This is a genomic window from Pseudoalteromonas sp. APC 3250 (assembly GCF_030407915.1).
GTDB lineage: Bacteria > Pseudomonadota > Gammaproteobacteria > Enterobacterales > Alteromonadaceae > Pseudoalteromonas > Pseudoalteromonas tetraodonis.
The window spans coordinates 206,454-230,629 of record NZ_JASDCM010000001.1 but is presented as its reverse complement, the minus strand read 5'-3'; the positions used below and the strand labels follow the sequence as shown (position 1 = coordinate 230,629).

At 40.0% G+C, this 24,176-nt stretch carries 23 protein-coding genes; 11 read left to right on the top strand and 12 right to left on the bottom strand.

The window, feature by feature from the left end:
- Window positions 1–30 precede the first annotated feature (30 nt).
- The 5 genes from fur to QL986_RS01045 form a co-directional block, all read right to left on the bottom strand.
- On the bottom strand, window positions 31–474 hold the full coding sequence (fur, locus tag QL986_RS01065; protein WP_013465004.1) for a ferric iron uptake transcriptional regulator: 444 nt from the start codon (window positions 472–474) through the stop codon (window positions 31–33).
- 182 nt (window positions 475–656) lie between these two features.
- Window positions 657–1,184 carry a flavodoxin FldA gene (gene fldA, locus QL986_RS01060; RefSeq protein ID WP_008113772.1) on the bottom strand — a complete coding sequence of 176 codons (528 nt, stop codon included), beginning with the start codon at window positions 1,182–1,184 and terminating at the stop codon, window positions 657–659.
- A 13-nt stretch (window positions 1,185–1,197) separates the two neighbouring features.
- Window positions 1,198–1,476 (bottom strand): LexA regulated protein, encoded by a 279-nt coding sequence (ybfE, locus tag QL986_RS01055; RefSeq protein ID WP_008113775.1) that lies wholly within the window; start codon window positions 1,474–1,476, stop codon window positions 1,198–1,200.
- A gap of 2 nt (window positions 1,477–1,478) precedes the next feature.
- Window positions 1,479–1,700 carry a DUF2788 domain-containing protein gene (locus QL986_RS01050; protein ID WP_008113777.1) on the bottom strand — a complete coding sequence of 74 codons (222 nt, stop codon included), beginning with the start codon at window positions 1,698–1,700 and terminating at the stop codon, window positions 1,479–1,481.
- A gap of 95 nt (window positions 1,701–1,795) precedes the next feature.
- The gene (locus QL986_RS01045) at window positions 1,796–2,563 is read right to left on the bottom strand and encodes an alpha/beta fold hydrolase (protein ID WP_290191003.1); all 768 of its coding nucleotides are present in this window, start codon (window positions 2,561–2,563) and stop codon (window positions 1,796–1,798) included.
- Window positions 2,564–3,052: 489 nt separating this feature from the next.
- On the opposite strand from QL986_RS01045, the gene seqA reads away from it, so the two are divergent.
- The 6 genes from seqA (at window position 3,053) to QL986_RS01015 (ending at window position 10,452) form a co-directional block, all read left to right on the top strand.
- Entirely contained in the window at window positions 3,053–3,637 is a 585-nt protein-coding gene (gene seqA, locus QL986_RS01040; RefSeq protein WP_008113782.1) for a replication initiation negative regulator SeqA, read from the top strand.
- Between the two features lie 9 nt (window positions 3,638–3,646).
- Window positions 3,647–5,284, top strand: a complete 1,638-nt coding sequence (pgm, locus tag QL986_RS01035; protein ID WP_013465002.1) for a phosphoglucomutase (alpha-D-glucose-1,6-bisphosphate-dependent) — start codon at window positions 3,647–3,649, stop codon at window positions 5,282–5,284.
- Window positions 5,285–5,365: 81 nt separating this feature from the next.
- Entirely contained in the window at window positions 5,366–6,418 is a 1,053-nt protein-coding gene (astE, locus tag QL986_RS01030; protein ID WP_290191002.1) for a succinylglutamate desuccinylase, read from the top strand.
- 265 nt (window positions 6,419–6,683) lie between these two features.
- The gene (locus QL986_RS01025) at window positions 6,684–7,898 is read left to right on the top strand and encodes a thiamine pyrophosphate-dependent dehydrogenase E1 component subunit alpha (RefSeq protein WP_024603033.1); all 1,215 of its coding nucleotides are present in this window, start codon (window positions 6,684–6,686) and stop codon (window positions 7,896–7,898) included.
- Window positions 7,898–8,875, top strand: coding sequence for a transketolase C-terminal domain-containing protein (locus QL986_RS01020; RefSeq protein ID WP_013464999.1), 978 nt, complete (start codon window positions 7,898–7,900; stop codon window positions 8,873–8,875). Before QL986_RS01025 ends, QL986_RS01020 begins: the two co-directional genes overlap by 1 nt.
- A gap of 8 nt (window positions 8,876–8,883) precedes the next feature.
- On the top strand, window positions 8,884–10,452 hold the full coding sequence (locus tag QL986_RS01015; protein ID WP_290191001.1) for a dihydrolipoyllysine-residue acetyltransferase: 1,569 nt from the start codon (window positions 8,884–8,886) through the stop codon (window positions 10,450–10,452).
- 80 nt (window positions 10,453–10,532) lie between these two features.
- Here QL986_RS01015 and QL986_RS01010 read toward each other — a convergent pair whose 3' ends face one another.
- Together QL986_RS01010 and QL986_RS01005 are read right to left on the bottom strand one after the other, a co-directional pair.
- On the bottom strand, window positions 10,533–11,702 hold the full coding sequence (locus QL986_RS01010) for a putative manganese transporter (protein WP_024603031.1): 1,170 nt from the start codon (window positions 11,700–11,702) through the stop codon (window positions 10,533–10,535).
- An 85-nt stretch (window positions 11,703–11,787) separates the two neighbouring features.
- The gene (locus tag QL986_RS01005; RefSeq protein ID WP_024603030.1) at window positions 11,788–13,416 is read right to left on the bottom strand and encodes a M28 family metallopeptidase; all 1,629 of its coding nucleotides are present in this window, start codon (window positions 13,414–13,416) and stop codon (window positions 11,788–11,790) included.
- Window positions 13,417–13,523: 107 nt separating this feature from the next.
- Between QL986_RS01005 and QL986_RS01000 the strand changes: the two genes are divergently transcribed.
- From QL986_RS01000 to QL986_RS00990, 3 genes are read left to right on the top strand one after another with little or no spacing between them, the layout of a single operon-like run.
- The gene (locus QL986_RS01000; protein ID WP_024603029.1) at window positions 13,524–14,336 is read left to right on the top strand and encodes a DUF3025 domain-containing protein; all 813 of its coding nucleotides are present in this window, start codon (window positions 13,524–13,526) and stop codon (window positions 14,334–14,336) included.
- Complete coding sequence (locus QL986_RS00995; protein ID WP_033103409.1) at window positions 14,333–15,121, top strand: ATP-binding cassette domain-containing protein; 789 nt, start codon at window positions 14,333–14,335, stop codon at window positions 15,119–15,121. The genes QL986_RS01000 and QL986_RS00995 overlap by 4 nt, the downstream gene beginning before the upstream one ends.
- A complete protein-coding gene (locus tag QL986_RS00990; protein ID WP_024602551.1) occupies window positions 15,114–16,322 on the top strand; it encodes an ABC transporter permease in 1,209 nt (402 codons plus the stop codon). The genes QL986_RS00995 and QL986_RS00990 overlap by 8 nt, the downstream gene beginning before the upstream one ends.
- A 159-nt stretch (window positions 16,323–16,481) precedes the next feature.
- On the opposite strand, the gene QL986_RS00985 is transcribed toward QL986_RS00990, so the two are convergent.
- The 5 genes from QL986_RS00985 to QL986_RS00965 form a co-directional block, all read right to left on the bottom strand.
- Window positions 16,482–18,206, bottom strand: a complete 1,725-nt coding sequence (locus QL986_RS00985; protein WP_024602550.1) for a proline--tRNA ligase — start codon at window positions 18,204–18,206, stop codon at window positions 16,482–16,484.
- Between the two features lie 129 nt (window positions 18,207–18,335).
- Entirely contained in the window at window positions 18,336–19,040 is a 705-nt protein-coding gene (tsaA, locus tag QL986_RS00980) for a tRNA (N6-threonylcarbamoyladenosine(37)-N6)-methyltransferase TrmO (RefSeq protein WP_024602549.1), read from the bottom strand.
- A gap of 168 nt (window positions 19,041–19,208) precedes the next feature.
- Window positions 19,209–19,778 (bottom strand): outer membrane beta-barrel protein, encoded by a 570-nt coding sequence (locus tag QL986_RS00975; RefSeq protein WP_013464990.1) that lies wholly within the window; start codon window positions 19,776–19,778, stop codon window positions 19,209–19,211.
- A gap of 249 nt (window positions 19,779–20,027) precedes the next feature.
- Complete coding sequence (locus QL986_RS00970; protein ID WP_024602547.1) at window positions 20,028–20,492, bottom strand: acyl-CoA thioesterase; 465 nt, start codon at window positions 20,490–20,492, stop codon at window positions 20,028–20,030.
- A 101-nt stretch (window positions 20,493–20,593) separates the two neighbouring features.
- On the bottom strand, window positions 20,594–22,240 hold the full coding sequence (locus QL986_RS00965; RefSeq protein ID WP_024602546.1) for an electron transfer flavoprotein-ubiquinone oxidoreductase: 1,647 nt from the start codon (window positions 22,238–22,240) through the stop codon (window positions 20,594–20,596).
- 219 nt (window positions 22,241–22,459) lie between these two features.
- Here QL986_RS00965 and QL986_RS00960 point away from each other — a divergent pair, with 219 nt between their 5' ends.
- Window positions 22,460–23,209, top strand: coding sequence for an electron transfer flavoprotein subunit beta/FixA family protein (locus tag QL986_RS00960; protein ID WP_138765401.1), 750 nt, complete (start codon window positions 22,460–22,462; stop codon window positions 23,207–23,209).
- Entirely contained in the window at window positions 23,210–24,136 is a 927-nt protein-coding gene (locus tag QL986_RS00955; protein ID WP_013464985.1) for an FAD-binding protein, read from the top strand.
- The last annotated feature ends 40 nt before the right edge of the window (window positions 24,137–24,176 follow it).

The window sequence follows — 24,176 nt, the reverse complement described above, 5'->3', positions numbered from 1 at the left end:
AGGTTTTTTTTTATTAAACTAAATAGGCTTTTAACTATTGCTTTGCGCAAACGCTTTACACGCGTCTTTATCTTCACATTCGCCATATAGGTAAAGAGAGTGATTGGTCAGCTTAATACCGTTTTCTTCAGCTATTTCAAGTTGACGACGTTCAATTAAATCATCTTCAAACTCAACAACCTTGCCACATTTTAAACACACTAAGTGGTCATGGTGAGTGCTGCCAGAAAGTTCAAATACTGACTTACCGCCTTCAAAGTGGTGACGGCTTACAATTCCTGCATCATCAAATTGATTTAAAACACGGTAAACAGTCGCAAGACCAATTTCTTCGCCTAGATCTAATAAAACCTTGTAAACATCTTCAGCGCTTATGTGTTGGTTATCTGGAGATTGAAGAATCTCTAAAATTTTAATACGCGGTAAAGTTACCTTTAGCCCGGCTTTTTTAAGTTCCAAGTTATGATCAGTCATTAAATCTGTCTCAATTTTATTTAGTTATACTAGACATCTTGCAAGATGTACTCGTCACAATAACAGTTAGGATAACGTGCCTTAGCAGGAAGTGCAAAGAACAATTGATCTATATCAACATTAACGCGGAAAATGCTAACTGTTTGATAATATTTTAAACAGTTAGCATAAAAAAGGGGGGATTAATCTGCTAACTCACTTAAGCACATTTCATCATATACCTGAGCACACCATTGCTTAACGCGCTGCTCAGTCAATTCTGGCTGACGGTCTTCATCAATACCTAAACCAACAAAATGCTTGTCATCAGCCATGCCTTTTGATGCTTCAAAATCATAACTGTCTGTTGGCCAATGGCCAACAACAATAGCGCCACGTTCTGTTACGATATCGTTGATCATGCCCATAGCATCTAAGAAGTATTCTGCATAGTCTTCTTGGTCGCCACAGCCAAAAATAGCAACTAGTTTACCTTCAAAGCTTACTTCTTCAAGCTCAGGAAAGAAATCATCCCAATCACATTGCGCTTCACCATAATACCAAGTTGGAATACCGAATAAGATCAGATCAAACTCAGCAATCTCTTCTTTAGAGCTTTTTGCAATGTCATGCACAGCAACGAGCTTTTTACCCAATTCTTTTTGGATCATTTTTGCTACGTGTTCTGTGTTACCTGTGTCACTTCCGAAAAAAATGCCTACACTTGCCATGGATTTAAACCTTTTATCTATCAATAGCCAATCTTTCTTGTAAAATTGTTTCGATCAACGCACTGCGGCTAATATTTTGTGCATCTGCCATATCACTCAGTGCCTGATACAGCTGTGACGAAACTTTAAATTCAACACGCTTTAAACCACGTGCCTTATCTCTTTTTATTTGATTACGTTTATTAACCTTTAACTGCATATCCCGAGGAAGGGGATTAGTTTTAGGTCTACCTGGACGTTTCTCGTATTCAAATAAATCAAGCGTTGTTCTATCTGTTTCTGACTTGGCCATGCTTAACCTACACCCGCACCTTGCCAAAATACCTGAATAAGTCCTTTGGCAATAAAGCCAGAGCAACCTAAAAAGAGTACCAGCCACACAATATAACGACCAAATTTAGGCACATTGCCGCTTTTCAGTACGTCTTTAATTGCCAAGCCGATAAAAATAAAAATACCTGCTAAGCCAAAATACAACCCTAAGGTATCAAATTCGTTAATAAACTGACTGACCATCGACGTATAACCTTTAAATTAAACGGCGCGTACTATAGCACATAAATCTTTAATTATTTAGTGTGATAAATCAAAAACACGCCATAAAAATAACATTAAACTGCAGTTAAAAAATCATTGATTGCTTTGTTTACAGCCTGTGGTTTTTTGGCATGTAACCAATGACCCGCACCATGAATGATTTTTGCACTGACGTTTTTAAACAGCGCATTAATCGCTTCGCGATGCTCGGTTAAAATGTAGTCAGAGTCATTACCTTTAATAAACAGAGTTTCGCACAAACAAGAATTATTTGCATTAATGTTTGCGGTAATAGTTGAATATTTATTATCGAGCACAGGTAAATTAAAGCGCCAAACAAAGTGCCCATCATCATTTTTATATAAGCTTTTTAATAAAAACTGACGTACACCTAACTCCTCTATATACGGTTGCATTACTAAATCAGCTTGCTTTCTATCACTAATATCTGCATTTTTAACTGCATTTAAAGCCTCAAGTATTTGAGTATGGCGCGCAGGGTAGCTCACAGGCGCAATATCAAGAACCACTAGTTTATCGACTAAATCAGTATGGCTCAGTGCTATTTGCATCGCCACTTTGCCGCCCATAGAGTGCCCAACCAGATGCGCTTTTTGTATGTTTAATGCCGTCATTAATTCAACAACATCATTAGCCATTGCAGTATAATCCATTTCATCGCTGTGGGGCGAAAGGCCATGATTACGTAAATCAACGTTGGTTACACAAAAATGCTCGCTTAATGGCTTCGCAATCACATTAAGGTTTTCTAAAGAGCCAAACAGTCCATGGATCAAAATAACATTTGGACCTTGACCAATTTGTTTGTAATTTAATTGCATAGACGTCTCCTTCAATTTTGCGCATAGTTTGCCGAGCATTACCCTAAAAAGCAAAAAATACAGGTATTATTTGTATGTTGGACTCAAAAATACCTAGCTTCCTGATTATTTGGTCATTATTAATTACTACTATGTTTAGGGTCGCGTGGGTTGTAACTCGCATTTCTAACTGGATTGGGTATATACCCAAACCATCACAAGATACAGAATTCAGCGTTTCACCGGGGCTTAATATCAAGGCGTTAGTTTGCAACAATGGTGATCCCTTTTAAAAATTAACAACGATGAGAGTAAGTTCCTGTGAAACGCCCAGAGGGTTGGTTTAAAAGCGATTTATACTGCGTTATTGGTTTTAGCAATAGAACGACTATTGTTTGCAATCAATGCCTTGCCTAAATCGCTTTTAATTCCAACTGAAACTCGCATCTTGAGGTGATTTGGGTATAATCATATCGAAAGAAAAATGTGACCCGTAATGACAGGAAGAACATGAAACAAATCGACATAGACGACGAGTTATATCAGTACATTGCAAGCAATACACAGAGTATTGGTGAGAGTGCATCCACTATTTTACGTCGTTTATTAAATCTCAACGGCGAAAAAATTAACACCACTAAATTAGACACTGATCATAAAAATGAAACCGTTAGTGTGTCTAATTCATCACTAGAACAACCTATAGCAGACGTTGAACAGCCAACCCAAGTGGCAAAACCGCCGGTAAATAAAAAGAATGCGAACGTATTTAATATTTTAAATAAAGAAGAATTGGCGATGCAAAAAGGCGTTGTAGGTCGTTTTTTATTTATTTTAAGTGCATTTTATCGAACGCATAAAACAGACTTCTCTGCGGTACTAGATATTAAAGGTCGAGATCGTGTTTACTTCGCGACCAGTAAAGAAGACTTAGTGAATAGCGGTAGTAGTATGAACCCAAAAAATATCACTGACAGTGAATATTGGGTGATGACCAATTCTAATACCACGCGTAAAAAAATGATGCTGCATGAAGTTGCACTTAGTTTAGGCTATAGCAACGAGCAAGCTGAAAAAATTCGTGATTATCTTTAAGGAAAGACCATGGCAATTCATTCCGGCGCAGGTAAAACTGCACCACAATCGGCTTTAGTGAATGTACCAAAGTTAGTGTCTGCGTATTATTTAAATGAGCCTGACTTAGAGCAAAACCCCGAGCATTGTGTTGCATTTGGCACCTCAGGGCACCGAGGCTGTGCCTACGATGTAAAATTTAACGAATCACACATATTATCAATTACCCAAGCTATTTGTGATTACAGAAAACAGAACGATATATTTGGTCCGTTATTTTTAGGTAAAGATACCCACGCACTGAGCGAGGCGGCCTTTAACTCAGCAATTGAAGTGTTGGTTGCTAATGAAGTCCAAGTGATCACCCAAGAAAATGGTGACTTTACTCCAACGCCAGTTATTAGCCATGCTATTGTTAGTTATAATAAAAATCATCCTAATGAGCTTGCCGATGGCATTGTAGTGACTCCATCTCATAATCCACCAGAAGATGGCGGTTTTAAATATAACCCGCCCAATGGCGGTCCTGCAGACACAGACGTTACAAAATGGATTGAAGACAGAGCCAATCAATTATTATTAGAAGACTTAGTTGAAGTAGAACTGTTTCCTTTTGCTAAAGCTTCACGTTCTGGTTTTATTCGCTACGAAGATTTAATGACGCCTTATATTGATGATTTAAAAAACATTATTAATTTAAAAGCGATTAGCGATGCAGGCATCAAGATTGGTATTGATCCATTAGGTGGCTCAGGCATTAACTTTTGGCCAGTGATTGCGCAAAAATATAATTTAGATTTAACGGTCGTTAATGACAGTGTTGATCCACGTTTTGCATTTATGCCGCTTGATAAAGATGGCAAAATTCGTATGGATTGCTCATCACCTTATTCAATGGCTAATTTAATTGCCCTTAAAGATGATTTTGATTTATCGATTGGTAATGACCCTGATTATGACCGTCACGGTATAGTAACACCAGATGGGTTAATGAATCCTAATCACTTTTTAGCCGTAGCGATTGACTATTTACTAACGCATCGTGATTGGGATGCCAGTGTTGAAATCGGTAAAACCCTTGTTTCTAGCTCAATGATTGACAAGGTAACTGAGCGCAACAAGCGTAAAGTAAAAGAAGTACCCGTTGGCTTTAAATGGTTTGTTGAGGGTTTAAACAAAGGCAAATTGGCCTTTGGTGGTGAAGAAAGCGCTGGTGCGGCTTTCTTACGTTTTGATGGCACGGTTTGGTGTACAGATAAAGATGGCTTTATCATGGGCTTACTCGCCGCTGAAATTCTTGCAGTTACAGGTAAAACACCGTCTGCGCTGTATAAAGAACTAGAGCAAGAATTTGGTGCGCCACTTTATAAACGCCTAGATGCGCCAGCAACGCCTGAGCAAAAGTCGCGATTAAAAGCACTCAGTGCTGATGACGTAAAAGCAGATACCTTAGCGGGTGAGCCTATTTTACAAAAGCTAACTCATGCGCCAGGTAATAATGCAGCTATTGGTGGTCTAAAAGTGGTAACTGAAAGCGGCTGGTTTGCGGCGCGTCCGTCAGGTACAGAAGATATTTATAAAATTTACTTAGAATCATTTAAAGGCGAAGAGCACTTAGCCTTATTAGAAAAAGAAGCTAAAAAACTGGTTGATTCAGTGATTAGCTAAGTTTCAATTACAACTAAAAACGGCTGATTTTATCAGCCGTTTTTGTATCTATAATTTACAAAAAAAAGGGCTTTTATCGTTATGTCAGCCACTGCAGAATATATTAATCAATTAAAACAAGATGGTGATTTTTTAACGCTTTCGCGAAACCATGAATGGCATTTAGAGGCAGGTCAATTTACGCTTAATAACAATACTCAGGTTACCATACACGATACCGGAGTGATTGAGTTTGAACCTGATTGTATAACGTCAAAAAATGTGGTGCTATCCAGTGCCATTCATGGCAATGAGACAGCCCCCATTGAAATTTGCGATGAACTCATTAAACACATTATTAGTGAGCAACTTGAATTACAACAACGTGTTTTATTTATTTTTGGTAATCCTCAGTCAATTAATATTGGTAAACGATTTGTAGAAGAGAACTTAAACCGCTTGTTTAACGGCCACCACACTGTTGATGGCATAGCGATGAACGACGAACGTGTTCGTGCTGATAAACTTGAGCAATATGTTAGCGATTTTTATGCGCGTTCAGAGCAGGGTACGTATCGCTGTCATTATGATTTACATACCGCTATTCGCGGTTCTAAAAACGAAAAATTTGCTGTTTACCCATTCTTACATGGCAAGCCTTGGAAAAAGTCGCAACTGCAGTTCTTATTAAGCTGTGGTGTAAATACAGTATTGATGATGAAGTCGCCTGCTACCACGTTTAGCTACTATTCGTCGTTTGTGCATGGGGCTGACTCATTTACTGTAGAGCTTGGGCAAGTGAAACCCTTTGGTGAAAACGACATGTCACGCTTTGCAAAAACAAAACAAACTTTAACTGCATTAATTAGCCAAGAAGAAGTAAAATACCCAGAATTTAATGCAAGCGACTTTGAGTTGTTTTCTGTTCATCGTACTATTAACCGCACAGAGCAAAACTTTAGTTTTCCGTTTTCTGACGATGCCGAGAATTTTACAGGGTTTGCAAAGGGTGAGCTTTTAGCCACCGATGGCGATAATGCCATATATGCCGACGTAGAAGGGGAAGCAATTATTTTTCCTAACGCACAGGTTGCCATTGGGCAACGTGCATTACTTACAGTAGTCCCTATGCAAGTGGATAGCCGCTTTAGCTAAATCAACACATCAGACCACTTGTTATGAAAGTTTAACCAACTGATTAATAAGTGGTTAATTATATGTATAGTTAACTTGCCAGTTTTTTGCTCATTATTTACTTTTGTTTGGTCACAGTTTTGTTGAATAACACTTTACGTTAACGTAAAGTGTTGGCAGCTTTAATTAAATACAGTGCAGATGTTGCAAAGTTTATTCAGCAACTATCACCCATAATAATAATCCAAAGGGGCGCTGTGATACCGACAACAAAAGAAGGTAGGTTATGAGTAATCCCAATAACGTATCGCTGAATATTAATCATGAGCTTGAGTTTATTGACGGCCACGCACTTAATATTCCAACCCTGAGTATTTTAACTGAGGACGGCGACATTCATCCTAGTGCTCCTGCACCTGATATTTCTAAACACACCGCGATTAAATTATACGAAACCATGCGTTTTATTCGTTTATTGGATGAACGTATGCAGGGTGCTCAACGCCAAGGGCGTGTTAGCTTTTACATGCAGTGTTTAGGGGAAGAAGCGGCGGTAACAGCCTCTGCTGCAGCCCTTGATCAAGATGACATGATCATGGCGCAATACCGTGAACAAGCAGCCTTACACTATCGTGGTTTTACCCTTGATCAATTTATGAACCAAATGTTTTCTAATGAATTAGATTTAGGTAAAGGCCGTCAAATGCCGATCCATTATGGTTCTAAAGCACTTAACTACATGACCATTTCATCACCTTTGGGAACACAAATTCCACAGGCTACGGGTTACGCATATGGTCAAAAAATAAAACACATTGATGCTAAAACAGGTGAACTAGCAAGTACTATTGATAACGTTACTATTTGTTATTTTGGTGAAGGGGCTGCTTCAGAAGGTGATTTTCATGCAGGCTTAAATATGGCTGCAGTACATAAAGCACCGGTTATCTTTTTTGCACGTAACAATGGTTATGCTATTTCAACCCCAGCCGATGAGCAATTTAAAGGCGATGGGATTGCATCGCGTGGTGTGGGTTATGGTATTAAAACCATTCGTGTTGATGGCAGTGATGCGCTCGCCGTTTACGCGGCAACTAAAAAAGCTCGCGAAATTGCTGCGACACAAGGTGAACCGGTATTAATTGAATCGATAGCGTATCGTTTAGGTGCGCATTCAACATCAGATGATCCAAGCGGTTACCGTTCAAAAGATGAAGAAGCAAACTATAAAACATGCCCAATTGAGCGCTTTAGAAAATGGTTAGTAAAACAAAATTGGTTAGATGACGCAGAAGATATCAAAGCGAAAGAAACAATTCGTGATGATATTTTAGCGGCACTAAAACGCGCTGAAGTAATTGATAAGCCGGCGTTAGAAGAGCTAATTTCAGATGTTTACGATACGCCAATTCCATCTTTACAACGTCAATATGATGAACTTAAAACGCATATAAAAGCACATCCAGAGGCCTACCCAACAACAGCAGGGAGAATTAAGTAATGGCTAAAATGAACATGCTACATGCAATTAATTCTGCTTTAGATATCACCATGAATGAACATCCTCAAGCGTGTATTTTTGGTGAAGATGTGGGTTATTTTGGCGGTGTTTTTAGAGCAACATCAGGGTTACAAGAAAAGTACGGTAAGCATCGCGTATTCAATACCCCGCTCACAGAGCAAGGTATTTTAGGCTTTGCTAATGGTTTGGCAGCCTTTGGTGCACCTGCATTGGCAGAGATTCAATTTGCTGATTACATCTTTCCTGCGTTTGACCAAATAGTGAATGAATCGGCTAAGTTTCGTTATCGTAGTGGTAATGAGTTTAATGTGGGTAATCTAACGATTCGTACACCTTACGGTGGCGGTATTGCTGGTGGTTTGTATCACTCGCAATCGCCAGAAGCGTACTTTGCTCACACGCCAGGGTTAAAAATTGTCGTGCCGCGTAACCCGTACCAAGCTAAAGGCTTACTGCGTGCGTGTATTAAAGACGACAACCCAGTGCTATTTTTTGAGCCCAAACGTTTATACCGCGCCTCAACTGGTGAAGTGCCTGAAGAAGATTACAGCATTGAACTTGGTAAAGCTGAAGTAGTTCAAGAGGGTACTGACGTTACTTTACTAGCGTGGGGTGCACAAATGGAAATTATAGAAGCAGCGGCAAAGCAAGCCAGTGAACAGGGCATTAGCTGTGAAGTGATTGACCTTCGCAGTATTTTACCATGGGATGTTGAAACGATTGCTAAATCAGTGACTAAAACAGGCCGTCTTATTGTTAGTCATGAAGCACCTATTACTAACGGTTTTGGCGCAGAAATAGCCGCAACCATCGCTCAAGAGTGTTTTCTGCATTTAGAGTCGCCTATTTTACGTGTGTGTGGTCTAGATACGCCATACCCGCTGGCGCTCGAAAAAGAATATGTTCCAGATGCATTAAAAGTAATGGCCGCAATTAAACAATCAGTGAACTTTTAGGGGTTTCCATGGCTAAAGATTTTATATTACCTGACATTGGTGAAGGCATAGTTGAATGCGAAGTAGTCGAATGGCTGGTACAAGAGGGCGACACTGTAAAAGAAGATCAGCCTATTTGTGATGTGATGACAGATAAAGCCTTAGTGCAAATTCCAGCGGTACACGATGGGGTGATCACTAAGCTGCATTGTAAAAAAGGCGATATTGCTAAAGTACATGCGCCGTTATTTGCAATGGATGTTGCCGGGGAAGCGCCTAGTGAAGAGACTCAAACAGCTTCTTCACCAACAAGTGCTCGTGAACACTTAGAAGACTTTATTTTACCCGACATTGGTGAAGGTATTGTTGAGTGTGAAATTGTAGAGTGGTTAGTAGCAGAAGGCGATGAAATAGAAGAAGACCAAGCCGTTTGTGATGTAATGACCGATAAAGCATTAGTACAAATACCGGCTAAATACACCGGTACAGTGCAAAAGCTGTATTATCAAAAAGGTGAAATTGCAAAGGTGCATAGCCCATTATTTCAAATGACGGTTGCAGGGCAAGTCGCAAAAGAAGACGTTGATGTTAACCAAGCAGTTGTAAAAGCGCAAAGTAACGCAACGTCAGACGCACCTGCTAAGCAAACGCAAACTGCAATAGTTAACGAAAAAGCGGTTGCATCACCGGCGGTTAGGCGTAAAGCGCGTGAGCTTGACGTTGATTTAACCTGCGTACCAGGTAGTGGTAAAAATGGCCGTATTTATAAACAAGATATTGAGGCGTTTATAAAAAATGAAGTGCCATCTGGCATGGATACCTCTGAGCTTAACAAGCCACAAACGACTCAGAGTAAAAACACTCGTAGTACTGAGAACTCAACTAGTTCGGGTGGAACGCGAACAGAAGTGATTAAAGGCATTAAAGCGGCCATGGCAAAACAAATGGTGGCGTCGGTTTCTACTATTCCACATTTTACCTACAGTGATGAAATTGACTTAACTGATTTAATTGCACTTCGAACTGATCTTAAAGAGCAATATAAAGCACAGGGTGTTAAGTTAACTATGATGCCGTTCTTTATTAAGGCGTTATCCTTGGCAATGACTGAATTCCCGGTACTTAACTCAAAAGTAAACGATGATTGCAGTGAAATTACCTACTACGATGATCACAATATCGGGGTTGCAGTGGATTCTAAAGTGGGCTTATTAGTACCAAATATTAAAGCCTGCCAAACTAAAAGTATTGTAGAGGTAGCTAATAATTTAACGCAATTAACTAACTCAGCTCGAGAAGGCCGCGTAGCACCAGATGATTTAAAAGGCGGTACTATTAGTATTTCTAATATTGGTGCGATTGGTGGCACTATAGCTACGCCAATTATTAATAAGCCAGAAGTGGCGATTGTTGCCTTAGGTAAATTACAGCACCTTCCGCGCTTTGACGAGCAAGGGCAAGTGGTATCGCGTGCAATTATGCAAGTAAGTTGGTCAGGGGATCACCGTGTAATTGATGGCGGCACTATTGCGCGCTTTAATAATTTATGGAAAGAATACTTAGAGCAGCCAGCTAAAATGATGATGGCTATGCGCTAAGTCTTTATATTCATTTATAAATTAAAAAACCAGCAATTAGCTGGTTTTTTTATAACTTAATAAATAAAAGCTAGACTGATTTAGCTAAAAAAATACAGTCCATAACCAACTAATAACGCGGGAATAGCGGTATATAGCGTGGCAATAATAGCCGCTTTAGGTGTCATGGCAATGGCTGGGAAAAGCGCATCGCCATCGTTGGAAATGGCATTGGCCGCTAATGCGCTAAACGGAATAACCCCTTGAATATATAAAGTGGTAACAATTATTTGCGGGCCACAGCCAGGTAAAAAACCAATTAAAACCGCTATGAGCGGGGCCATATAAGCATAATTTAAAAACCATGTTTTTAAGTCAAGGCCAAACACGGTAACCAGTAGTTCAAATAATATAAAGGAGGCAACCACCCACGCGGTTACAAAATGAGTATCTTGCAGTACTTTTGTGAGTTTTGAAGGTGGACTGCATATATCATCTTCTGAGGTTACTTCTTTATAGCTTTCACCTTTTGAAGATAACGCCCACATAAATACGACAAACAACGCCATTAATGCGCCAAAATGAGTAACAGTGAATGTGGTGTACTGCCCAAATTGGCTCAAATCAATATTAAAAGCGAGTAAAAAGGCAATGAGTAACCCCGGAATAATAGCGATGTACCAAATAGGCTTACTGAGCGTAATTATTTTCGTCGGTAAAAGGGTAACCTGTGGTGTGTGCTTTTGATCAGTTGGGCATAAGTAGCCTGTTTTATGAAGTGTGTTGACGATTAAACCCGTTACTGAGCCAACCACAAACCCTATTGCCATGATGGTTAAACCCTCGGTAGGGCGAGTCGCTAACAATAAAAACGCGGCATCACCCATAGTGGCCGTTAATACAGCAACAATTGCGCCAAAGCTAGCTTGGCCTTTTGTAAATTGAGTCACCACAATAATCGCGCCACCACAGCCTGGTAACATGCCTAAAAAAGCAGCAAAGCTGACCTCTAATACCGGTGACTTAGCATTTAGGTAACGAAGCTCTAGTTGGGGTAAATGATCAATCGCGTAGTAGTAAATAAATAAGGTCGCAGCAACAAACACACTGACTTGAAAAAAAGCATCACTGAGTGCAGTAATTGTTATGGCGCGTAAATCGGGCAGGGCTAAACAGACTAAAATTAACAGAGGTAAAATTAGGCGTTTATTTTGATGAAAAACACGTTTTGCAGCTGGCGAAATAACTCCTAAATGGGATGTTAAAAACATACAGTACGACCTAATTAAAGAATGAGATCGCACTGTACTATTTTATTAAATGATAATCAATATCATTTACGTGTTGTCGCAGTAGTTACTTTTTACGTTGAAACTCTGAGTTTTCATTCCACGTAGGCCACTGAGTTTGTTGTGAAATATCAAAACCTACTTTATAAAATAATTGTAAATCTTGAACCGCACCTGATAAATCCCACTCATCGCGGTATCTATCACAAGGTTGATGGTAACAACCACGCAGTACTAAGCTCATACGCTTACGGTAATTTGCAGTTTCATCGTCAAACGCTTGTGTACCGCCACCGGCATACATGGCAGGAACACCCATATTAGCAAAGGCAAAGTGATCTGAGCGGTAGTAGCCACCTGAAGATGGTTTAGGGTCGCCCGATACTGTTCTGCCTTGCTCTTTGGCCGCAGTTGCTAATAGCTCATCCATTTGTGATTTACCAATACCCACCACACTAATATCTTTTACTTTACCTAATAGGTTTAAGCTGTCCATATTAATATTTGCAACGGTTTTATTAGCTGGAATAACTGGATTCGCAGCATAATATTTCGAGCCTAATAAACCTTGCTCTTCAGCGGTTACCGCTAAAAAGGTCATTGAACGGTCAGGGCGTTTACCTAGTTTGGTAAAGGCTTCGGCAACTTCTATCATACCGGCTGTACCTGTTGCGTTATCGTGTGCGCCGTTATAAATTTGATCGCCTTTACGGTTTTTATCCGTTCCTAAATGATCCCAATGCGCAGAGTAAATAATATGCTCATCGGGTGTTTTACTACCAGGAAGAGTGGCAATAAAGTTATAAGATACCGATTTTTTGATGGTGTTTTTTACATTTACAGTGGCTGTTAAATCGCCCATATCAACATGGTAAGCACCTTTGGCAGCGTTTGCTTTGGCGGTTTCAAAATCAAGGCCTGCTTTAGAAAAAAGCTCTTTTGCTACATCAACAGTAACCCAACCTTCAACAGCAACACGGTCCATATTATTGTTTTCTTTTACGAAACCAAATTGCTCGCCACTCCATGAGTTCTCAACCACAGACCAAGGGTAAGACGCTGGAGCAGTTTCATGAATAATAATAGCGCCTGCAGCACCTTGACGGCTTGCTTCTTCGTATTTGTAAGTCCAACGCCCGTAATAGGTCATTGCATCGCCGGTGAATAAAGCAGGATCTTTAGTTGCAAAACCCGGATCGTTTACCAGCATAACAACGGTTTTACCTTTAACATCTAGGCCTTCGTAATCATTCCAGTTATATTCAGGTGCGTTAACACCGTAGCCCACAAATACAAGCTCCGAGTTTTCAATTCCTTCTTGCGCACTAATACGGCTACTACCCATAACCATGTCTTTTTTGTATTGGTAGTCTTTACCGCCAATATTAAGCACCATATCAGAGTCTGCTTCTAACGATACAAGCGGCACTTCTTGGAAAAAGCTGTCGCCATTACCCGGCTCAAAGCCTAAAGCAGTAAATTCTTTTGTTAAGTAATCAAGCGTAAGCTTTTCACCTTCAGATGAAGGAGCACGTCCACCAAATTCATCAGAAGCTAACACTTTTACATGCTTAGCAATTTCATCCGCTTGAATGCTGTTGTAGCCTTTAGCGACATCATCAGATGTAATACTTGTTGTTGCACAGCCGGCTAAAATTGCCGTTGTTATTAGGGTCAAAGAAAAATAACGTTTCATATTAGCTCTTTTTTTGTTCTAAGTGGCGTTAGTATATGAACTTCTGTTAATTAGAACCAGTTTTTGCGGTAAACTGTTGCTGATAAAAATGTACAGTAAAGGTAACAATGAAGCGTTTTACTCCCCCAGAACAATTTCAAGTAACGAGTATAAATGGAGGTGCATTTGAGCACCTTCGTCAGCTGTTTAAAATAGATCAGCAAACAGACTGGCCTGAGCCTGCGTACTTTACCCCGTATTTAAACGCCATCAATGCTAATAATCTGCCCATTCGTTTTGTCGATGATGCCAAGGTTGATTTTGCTGAGCGCTATTATGAACAAGTCATTTTTGAAACAGGGGACGTGCCCACCCGACAACAAAACTGGCATGATCTGTTTGGTGGTTTTATTTGGTGCTTATTTCCAAAAACAAAAGCCCTTATTAATCAGCGTCATGTTGATGAAATAGCGTTGCATGGGTTAAAACAACGAAGTAAACACCGTAACGCACTGACCTTGTTTGACGAATGCGGTGTGGTTTTAGCTATTAGCGAATCACAGTGGAAAGAGTGGTTAAGAGATCATCAATGGAAAACAGCCTTCATCGAACATAGAGAGCAGTGGGGTAAAACCATTGCACCTTTCATGTTTGGCCATGCCAATTATGAAATGTTAACCAAACCTTATATTGGACTGACTGGCAAAGCCTTATTTGTAAATGTACCGGATGAAATATTTTGTAAAGATTTAGTAACGCAATACCAGTACCTAGATCAGCGCCTTTATGAGATGATTAAAACTGATGATTGTTTAGCCGATAACAAACAGCTTTCACCTTTACCTTTATTAGGTGTTCCTGGTTGGTTTGATGAGAATAACAATCCATCATTTTACGATAACACGGACTATTTTAGACCGAAACGAAGGACACGAAAATGATAGAAGTTACCGCGCTTAAAAAGAAGTTTAAGCTCACTAAAGATCATAAAAAAAATAAAATAGATGATATAGACCCCCGTGAAGATAAAGATTATTTTCACTCGGTCAAAAATGTCAGCTTTAGCTGTGCAAAAGGCGAAGTATTAGGGCTGTTAGGGCCTAATGGTGCGGGCAAAACCACAACATTAAGAATGATCTCTACCGCTTTAAAACCTGATGATGGCAGTATTACTATTGCAGGAAATGACATAATTAAAAAGCCACTCATTGGGCGCAAGTGTATTGGTTTTTTATCCGGCTCGACTGGTTTATATGGTCGTTTAACGGTAAAAGAAAACATAGAGTACTTTGCAAAACTGCACGGCATGAGCAAGCAGGCTATTAAGGCACGCTGTGAAGAATTATTTACCTTACTTGATATGCATAAATTTATTGATAAACGCGCTGAGAACCTATCAACCGGCATGAAGCAAAAAGCCAACATTGCGCGTGCTGTGGTACATCATCCAGACGTTGTTATTCTCGATGAGCCAACTACCGGCCTCGATATTATGACCACCCAAACGGTGATCAACTTTATTAAAGGCTTAAAAGCACAAGGTACTCCTGTTATTTTTTCTACGCATCATTTGGATGAAGTTGCGCTTTTATGTGACCGCGTTGCGGTGATTAATGAAGGCGTTAGTTGTTTTGATGGCACGCTTGCTGAATTTAAACAGGCAGGCAACAGTGAAGAATTAAATCAAGCGTTTATGAACATATTAACGGAGAAACATGATGTTTGAAGTATTTAAAAAGGAATTAACCGAGCTACTACGCGATAAAAAAACCTTATTGTTCGTGGTGGTATTTCCTATTGTAGTTTTCCCGTTGTTATTTGCTGTGGTTGCGTTTATATCCTCGCAAGCTGCGCTTGATGCTGAACAAAAAGTAAATACCTATGTGATTATCAATGGCGACTATGCACCAGAATTTACTGATAAAGTGTTTTATCACAAAAGCTTTGAGTTATATAAAGGTGATAAAACCTTCAACAGTATTGAGGAGCTAAAAGCTGGTGTAAACGCCGGCGATATCGACATGGGAATATACCTGCCAAGTGATGCAGTGCAAACATTAAATGAGCAAAAGCAAAGCGAATGGCAAGTTGTATTTAATGATTCAAAATCAATTAACTTCTTATTTGAGCGTGTCAAAGAGCTTGCTAAAGAGTACAGCGATATTTTACAAGAAAGTAAATTATTGAGCTTTGGTATAGATAAAAGCGCACAAGAATCTATTTTAAAGCCAGTTAATGTAGTTAAAGTAGACACTGCCGATAAGCGCGAAAACCTAGGTGAAAAAGTGGGTGGGTTTTTACCTTATCTACTTATTCCGTTAGTACTGGTAGGCGCAACGTATCCGGCTATTGATTTAGGGGCCGGTGAAAAAGAACGAGGTACCTTAGAAACTTTATTACTTACACCTATTACTCGTACCGAGCTAGTATTGGGTAAATTCATTACTCTACTCACTACGTCAATTGCATCAACCACGATAACCGTTATTAGTATGGGGTGTTGGATAGCCTTAGCGCTGGCTTTTGCTGATCTTGAATTTATCAAAGCCGCTTTTAGTACATTGGCTATCACAGACTTACTAATGATTTTTGTATTATTATTGCCTATAGCAGCAACCTTTTCTGCATTAGCTCTGGCAATATCAATCTATGCACGCTCGTTTAAAGAAGCGCAAAATTACATGACGCCATTAAGCATGGTCGTGTTTTTCCCGATTATTATTTCAATAATGCCTAACATGGAACTGACTTCTAAAACGGCGTTTATTCCGGTAACTAACGTCGCCTTAGCGATTAAAGAAATTGTTAAAGGCACTGTTGATTACACGCTGGTGGGATTGATATTCCTAGCAACAGCACTCATCGCTGGGGCACTACTGGCATTTTGTGTGAAATGGTTTAACCGTGAAGATGTGTTGTTTAGATAATTCATAAGTATAAAAAGGTCGCAGAGCGACCTTTTTTATTAATTATTATTAGGTTTTAGTGCTGAAATGAGTACTTAAAAATCGAGCTTGGCTTACAGGAATTAATAAAAAACCGCTGTATGAAAAAATCATACAGCGGTTTTTTAATTAATTTTAAGCTTATGCATTAAATTGATTTTTGATTGCTTCAATCGCGCTATCAATATCTATCATTAGCTTTTCACCAGTGCGGCGGTTTTTAAGTTCTACCTTGTTTTCATCAAGGTTACGCTCACCAATTACAAGCGTGTAAGGTACACCGAGTAATTCCATGTCGTTAAACATAACACCAGGGCGCTCTTTACGGTCATCAAATAGCACATCTAAACCTGCATCTTTCAAACCTTGATATAGATTATTAGCAATATCAGGGATACGATGCGATTTATGCATATTCATTGGCACAATTGCTAAATCGAAAGGGGCGATGGCTTTAGGCCAGGTAATACCGTATTGGTCATTATTTTGTTCAATGGCAGCGGCAACTACGCGCGATACACCAATACCATAACAACCCATAGTCATTGTTTGGTTTTTACCCGATTCGCTTAATACACCTGCTTTCATTGCTTCTGAGTACTTAGTACCTAGTTGGAAAATATGACCAACTTCAATACCGCGCTTAATTTGCAACGTGCCTTGACCACACGGGCTAGGATCGCCCTCAACAATATTACGGATATCAGCAACTTCATAGTCTGTTACGTCGCGATCCCAGTTAATACCACTAAAGTGCTCATCGTCTTTGTTGGCACCAGCTACAAAATCAGCCATTACATTCGCTGTTCTATCAACAATAATTGGCATGTTTAAGCCAACAGGGCCTAATGAACCCGGTTTTGCGCCAATGGCAGCCACAATATCTGCCTCGGTTGCCATTTCTAATGGTGCAGCAACCAGTGGGTGTTTTTCAGCTTTAAGTTCATTAAGCTCGTGATCGCCACGCAGTACTAGTGCAACTAAGCCACGTTTTCCGTCTTCATCAGGGGCGCCATAAACAATCAGTGTTTTAACACCGCGATGTGGTTTTACACCATAGTGTTTTTTCAGCTCATTAATTGTTTTAGCATCAGGCGTTGGGAATGCTTTTAGCTCTTTGCTTGCTTCAGGGCGGGATTCAGTTGGCGCTAGCGCTTCAGCTTTTTCAATATTAGCGGCGTAGTCACTGGCATCACTAAAGGCAATAGCGTCTTCGCCAGATTCAGCAAGTACGTGAAACTCATGCGATACACTACCGCCTATAGAGCCGGTATCAGCAATAACAGGGCGGAAATCAAGGCCTAAACGTTCAAAAATATTACAGTAGGCTTTGTGCATAACTTGATAAGTTGCATCTAAACATTCATCGGTTAAATGGAATGAGTAGGCATCTTTCATAGTAAATTCACGAGCACGCATAACACCAAAGCGCGGACGACGTTCGTCACGTACTTTAGTTTGTACTTGGTACAAAGTAATAGGCAGTTGCTTGTAGCTGTTAATTTCTTTGCGGACAAAATCGGTGATCACTTCTTCATGGGTAGGACCCATAGCAAATTCACGATTGTGACGATCGGTAAAGCGCATAAGCTCAGGACCAAACTCACTCCAGCGGCCCGATTCTTCCCATAAGTCAGCCGGTTGAATTACTGGCATTAGCATTTCAATTGCGCCTGCTTTATCCATTTCTTCGCGTACAATGTTTTCTACTTTTCTAAGCACACGTAAACCAGAGGGTAGCCAAGTGTATAAACCCGAAGCGACGCGACGGATCATTCCGGCTCTAAGCATTAATTGATGCGATACAATTTCCGCATCTGATGGCGTTTCTTTAAGTGTAGCGAGTATATATTGACTAGTACGCATGTTTTTTCCGAAATAGAGTAATATGTTCTTTTAATTAAGGCGCTCAGTTTACCAGCGGATGCATTGACACTAAAGCGCTAAGTGATTTTTTATCGCATTTTATAGCCATAGCAGGGTTTTAAAGTTAGTTTAACTGGGCTCTATATGAGTAACCAGATGATGAGAGTCAGTCACTTGCCAGGTAATGTTGTATTCATACAAATTCATACCATAACTTTGCATGCCTTGTTTTTGCTTTTTATACGCTGGGCGAGGATCTTGTTTTAGCACATTGCTGATAAACGCTTGTAGCTCAGGATAGTGGCTTTGTTTATTTATAAATTCCAAAGCTTGCTCACTAAATTCGACACTCATGTGAGTTTCTGGGCGCGTGTCGGCAAAGCCTGCACTGGCATCAGGTAAAGCGTCTGAATAGGGCAAATAAGGCTTAATATCAATAATAGGTGTACCATCAAGTAAATCAATACCGGCGAGCAATAACGCTAACTGACCATTTTTGTATTCAATTCCCTCTAACTTAACAGCACTCATCCCTATAGCGTTAGGTCTGAATGTGGCGCGGGTAGCAAAAACGCCTTTACGTTCATTACCACCAAGGCGCGGCGGGCGCACCATTGCTGAATAGCCTTTATCCGCGGTTTCATGAAAACGAAATAACAGCCAAATGTGACTAAATTCATCTAAACCACGAACAAATTCTTCACGATTAAAATCTGGAGCAAAAATTAGTTTAGCTTTTGCTTCTGGCACTAATCGAGGTTGTCTAGGAATGGCAAATTTTTGTTTATACGGTGATTGGATATGGCCAATAGCCGAAATTTGATAATCGCTCATAATGCTCGGTTATAGAAAAAATAGAGCGTTATTCTACCTTTTATTAACGTTGCTGGCATTAGCTTAATTTGGAGAGTATTTTATTTTTAGACTAACAGGTTTAAATGTGAAATAAAAAAGGCAAGGCTACAAATAGCCTTACCTAACGTTTTAATAATCAAGCTATTATTAAAACATGTATTGGAATGATACTGACGCAACGTCCATTTCTGGATCAATATCATCATCTAATTCGTAACGCTCATACTCTAAACGCACTTGCATATTGGTTGTGAAAGCATATTCAATACCTGCACCATAAAATACGTCACCACCGTCTTGTGATACGCTAACGCTGCCTACTGGTAGTTCTTGAGTTAAATCAGCATCCCATTCAAACCAACCGCCTTTTGCATAAACAGAAAAATCTTCAGTGATTGGCGCTGCAAAACGCGCTGCCAGTGATACCCCATCAATTTCTGCTTTACTGTCTATGTCACTCACTTCATCAAAATTTTGATAGGCAAGCTCAAGACTTAAATGTTCATTAAATTGAGTACCGATATAACCTTTTAACATTTGCGCGTCGTCATCGAAATCGGTGTCGTTTTCGCTATCTTCAAATTGAAATGAATATTGGCCGTAACCGATACCCGTATAAATACGTGGAGAGTCCATGTCGGTAACATCAGCCTGTGCTGCTGAATTAAAACCCAGTGTTGCTAAAGCAAGTGCAGAAAGAGAAAGTGTTTTAATCATTGTATAGCTCCTTTAAAAAATAATATCTAATGTTCGATAGATTCATCAAACGTCGATTTACTTATTGCAGTGAACATGCCAATAATTTTTTTGTTTAATATTTGCCCTTGAAGTATGTTTATTGAACTTTTTTGGTGGTTTTAGTACGCAAAACATTCAACTGTTAAGCGTACTGTTAATTTGTAAAAAATAAAAATTGTAGAATTTACAGCTTGTTGTAGTTTATACATACCTGCAAAAGGTACCGAATTAGACTTGATAAAGTAAGTTTTCTGTTTCTATCGCTATTTGTTTCATTTTAATGGCGTAATTTTCTAGCTTTTTATCTTCGTCAGTAACAGATGTGAATTCAGGAACGGCAACAGGGTAACCCGTCTCATCCATAGCAACAAAACTTATTACACAATGATTAGTTTCAACTAAGTTTTGGGTTTTAGGGTCGCCACAGCGTACTTGTATGAAAATTTGCATACTGGTTTTACCGGTGTGTGCAATTTTGGCTTCCACTTCAACAATTTGGCCAACCAAAATAGGACGGCTAAACTTAACGCCCGCAACCGATACGGTTACGCAGTAATGACCGCTCCAACCTGCAGCACAGGCATAGCCTGCTTGGTCAATCCACTTCATGACCACACCACCATGCACCTTACCACCAAAATTTACATCGGTAGGCTCTGCTAAAAAACGAAAAATTACACTCGACGACGCCATAACACACTCTCATTTATTCATATTACTTAACAGCATAGCGCAAAAAAGGGGCCGAAGCCCCTGCAATTTAGGATAAGTTTATAATTTCTTTAGAAAGGTTGTTACATATTGGGGTAGTTAGGACCGCCAGCACCTTCAGGGGTGACCCAGGTGATATTTTGGCTCGGATCTTTAATATCACAGGTTTTACAATGCACACAGTTTTGTGCATTGATCACAAAGGCTTGCTCGCCTTCGACTTCTTGTACTTCATAAACGCCGGCAGGGCAGTATCGCTGTGCAGGTTCATCAAATTTAACTAAATTTACCTTAATCGGAATTGATGCATCTTTGAGTTTTAAATGACACGGCTGCGATTCTTCATGATTAGTATTTGATAAAAATACCGAAGAAAGCTTATCAAAGCTGAGTTTGCCATCAGGCTTTGGATAGGCAATTTTTTCAGCTTGATCAGCGTCTTTTAAAGTGGCGTGATCGGGTACGTTATCTTTAAAACTAAACGGTAGGGCACCCTTAAATATGTTTTGATCAAGGGTGTTGTATGCACCGCCTGCAAATTTACCTAATGTATGCATTGCAGGGCCAAAGTTACGAGATTGATACAGCTCTTTATACGCCCATGACTTTTTAAACTCAGCGGTGTACTGGGTTAAATCCGTGTTAGCTAAATCGTTTTGTAGCGCATTAAAAATGACCTCAGCGGCTATCATGCCTGACTTCATAGCCGTATGATTACCTTTAATTTTTGCAAAATTAAGCGTGCCTGCATCACAGCCCACTAACAAGCCACCCGGGAAATGCATTTTAGGCAAAGAGTGTAAACCGCCTTTGGCAATGGCGCGCGCACCATAAGCAATACGCTCACCCCCTTCAAGGGTGTTTTTAAATACCGGGTGGTGTTTTAAGCGCTGAAACTCATCAAATGGGCTTAAATGTGGATTTGAATAATTTAAATCAACAATTAAACCAACCACCACTTGGTTGTTTTCGCTATGATACATAAAAGCACCACCGCCAGTATCGCCACTCAATGGCCAACCGGTTCCGTGAACTACTTTACCAAGCTGGTGTTTAGATTCATTCACTTGCCAAATTTCTTTAAAGCCTAAACCGTAATGCTGTGGCGAGCTTTCATCGTCTAAAGCAAACTGATTGATCAGTTGCTTACCTAAATGGCCGCGACAGCCCTCAGCAAATACCGTGTATTTAGCACGTAACTCCATACCCGGCATGTAACCGTCTTTTTCATCGCCGTTTTTATCCAGCCCCATATCACCGGTAATAATGCCTTTAACAACATCATCTTCAATAATAAGTGAATGAGCACTAAAGCCTGGAAATATTTCAACGCCCAAGTTTTCTGCTTGCTCAGCAAGCCAACGACATACATTCCCCATAGAAACAATGTAGTTACCGTTATTATGAAATGTGTTAGGGGTTGCAAAATGAGGGATAGAGGTTGCTTTTTGTTCGTTATTAAACCAATAAATTTCATCGCTTTGGACTTTAGTCGTAACAGGCGCGCCCAATTCTTGCCAGTTTGGCAGTAGCTCATCCAATGCTTTGGTTTCAAAAACAGCACCCGATAATACATGCGCGCCCACTTCAGAGCCTTTTTCAACCACACAAATCATACACTCTTGTTGTTTTTCTTGTGCTTGCTGCGCGAGTTTAATTGCTGTTGAAAGCCCAGCAGGGCCTGCCCCTACAACAACAACATCAAATTCCATGGTTTCGCGTTCAATCATAATAACCTCTTTATCTATGACGGACTCACTCTTGCCCTATAGGCAATAAGTAAGCTAAGCAACCTGTTATTTTGTGATGCAAATTAAACGTTACAGGTTGTGAATAGTTTAAGGTTATTTTAGGTTGACGTTTACGTCAACAGGAAGTAGTCTGATTTCATAAAATAAATAGGTTGACGTATACGTTAGCTTATAGGTTTAAATAATTATGGAGTCCCTATGAAAGTTCTCGTACCAATAAAAAGAGTGATTGATTACAACGTAAAAGCTCGCGTTAAACCTGATAACAGCGGTGTTGATTTAACAAACGTAAAAATGGCAATGAACCCATTTTGTGAAATTGCGGTAGAAGAAGCGATTCGTTTAAAAGAAGCGGGTACTGCAAGCGAAGTGGTTGTTGTGACTATTGGCGCTAAAGCATCACAAGAGCAATTACGCACAGCACTTGCCCTTGGCGCTGATAAAGCGATTCATGTTGAAACCGAGCAAAACCTAGAATCTCTCCATATTGCAAAGTTACTTGCTAAAGTGGTTGAGCAAGAATCTCCTGAGCTGGTTATTTTAGGCAAGCAATCTATCGATTCTGATAATAATCAAACGGGCCAAATGCTAGCAGCATTAACTAATCGCGGCCAAGGTACATTTGCTTCAAAAGTTGTTATTGAAAATGGCAAAGTGAATGTAACCCGCGAAGTTGATGGCGGTTTGCAAACTGTTGCACTTAATTTACCCGCGATTGTAACCACCGATTTACGTTTAAACGAGCCTCGTTATGCGTCGCTACCTAATATTATGAAAGCTAAACGTAAACCGCTAGAAGTTATTGCGGTTGATTCGTTAGGTGTCGATTTAACACCGCGTATTGAAGTCGTTCGTGTAGAAGAACCAGCAAAACGCAGCGGCGGCATTATTGTTGAAGACGTTGCACAGCTTGTAGAAAAACTTAAAACAGAGGCAAAGGTGATTTAAATGAAAACTCTTGTAATTGCAGAGCACGATAACGGTGCCTTAAAACCAGAAACCTCAAAAACCATTAATGCCGCTAAAAAATTAGGTCTTGATGTCGATGTATTGTTAGCTGGCATAAATTTAGGTGCGATGAGTGAGTCACTTGCGAGCATTGAGGGTGTTGCAAGTGTATTACTTGCAGATAACGCGGTGTACGAACATCAACTCGCTGAGAGCATGACAGATTTAGTGTTATCACTTGCAGATAACTACAGCCATATTGTGGCAAGTGCCACAACGACAGGTAAAAACTTTATGCCGCGTGTTGCCGCATTATTAGATGTTGCACAAATTTCAGAAATTATTGATGTTATTGACGCAGACACGTTTAAACGCCCAATCTATGCGGGAAATGCCATAGCAACGGTTAAATCACTCGATAATAAAAAAGTGATCACCGTGCGTGCAAGTAGCTTTGATTTACAAGGCGAACAAGCACCAGCTAATGTCACAACCTTAGATACGGTCTCTGATTCACAGTTAAGTAGCTTTGTAAGTGTTGAGCAAACTGAATCTGAACGCCCAGAGCTCACCGCAGCTGATGTGGTTATTTCAGGTGGTCGAGGCATGCAAAATGGTGAAAACTTTGCGCTACTTAATGGTATTGCCGATAAACTGGGAGCTGCAATTGGCGCTTCACGTGCAGCGGTTGACGCAGGCTTTGTTCCTAACGACATGCAGGTAGGTCAAACAGGTAAAATTGTAGCGCCTAATTTATATATTGCCGTAGGTATAAGTGGTGCCATTCAGCATTTAGCAGGCATGAAAGACTCAAAAATTATTGTGGCCATTAATAAAGACCCAGATGCGCCTATTTTCCAAGTGGCTGATTACGGTTTAGTTGCTGATTTATTTGATGTATTACCTGAACTTGAACAAGCTTTATAAAGTTTAATAACCACAGCATTATATAAAGTTAAATATTCTG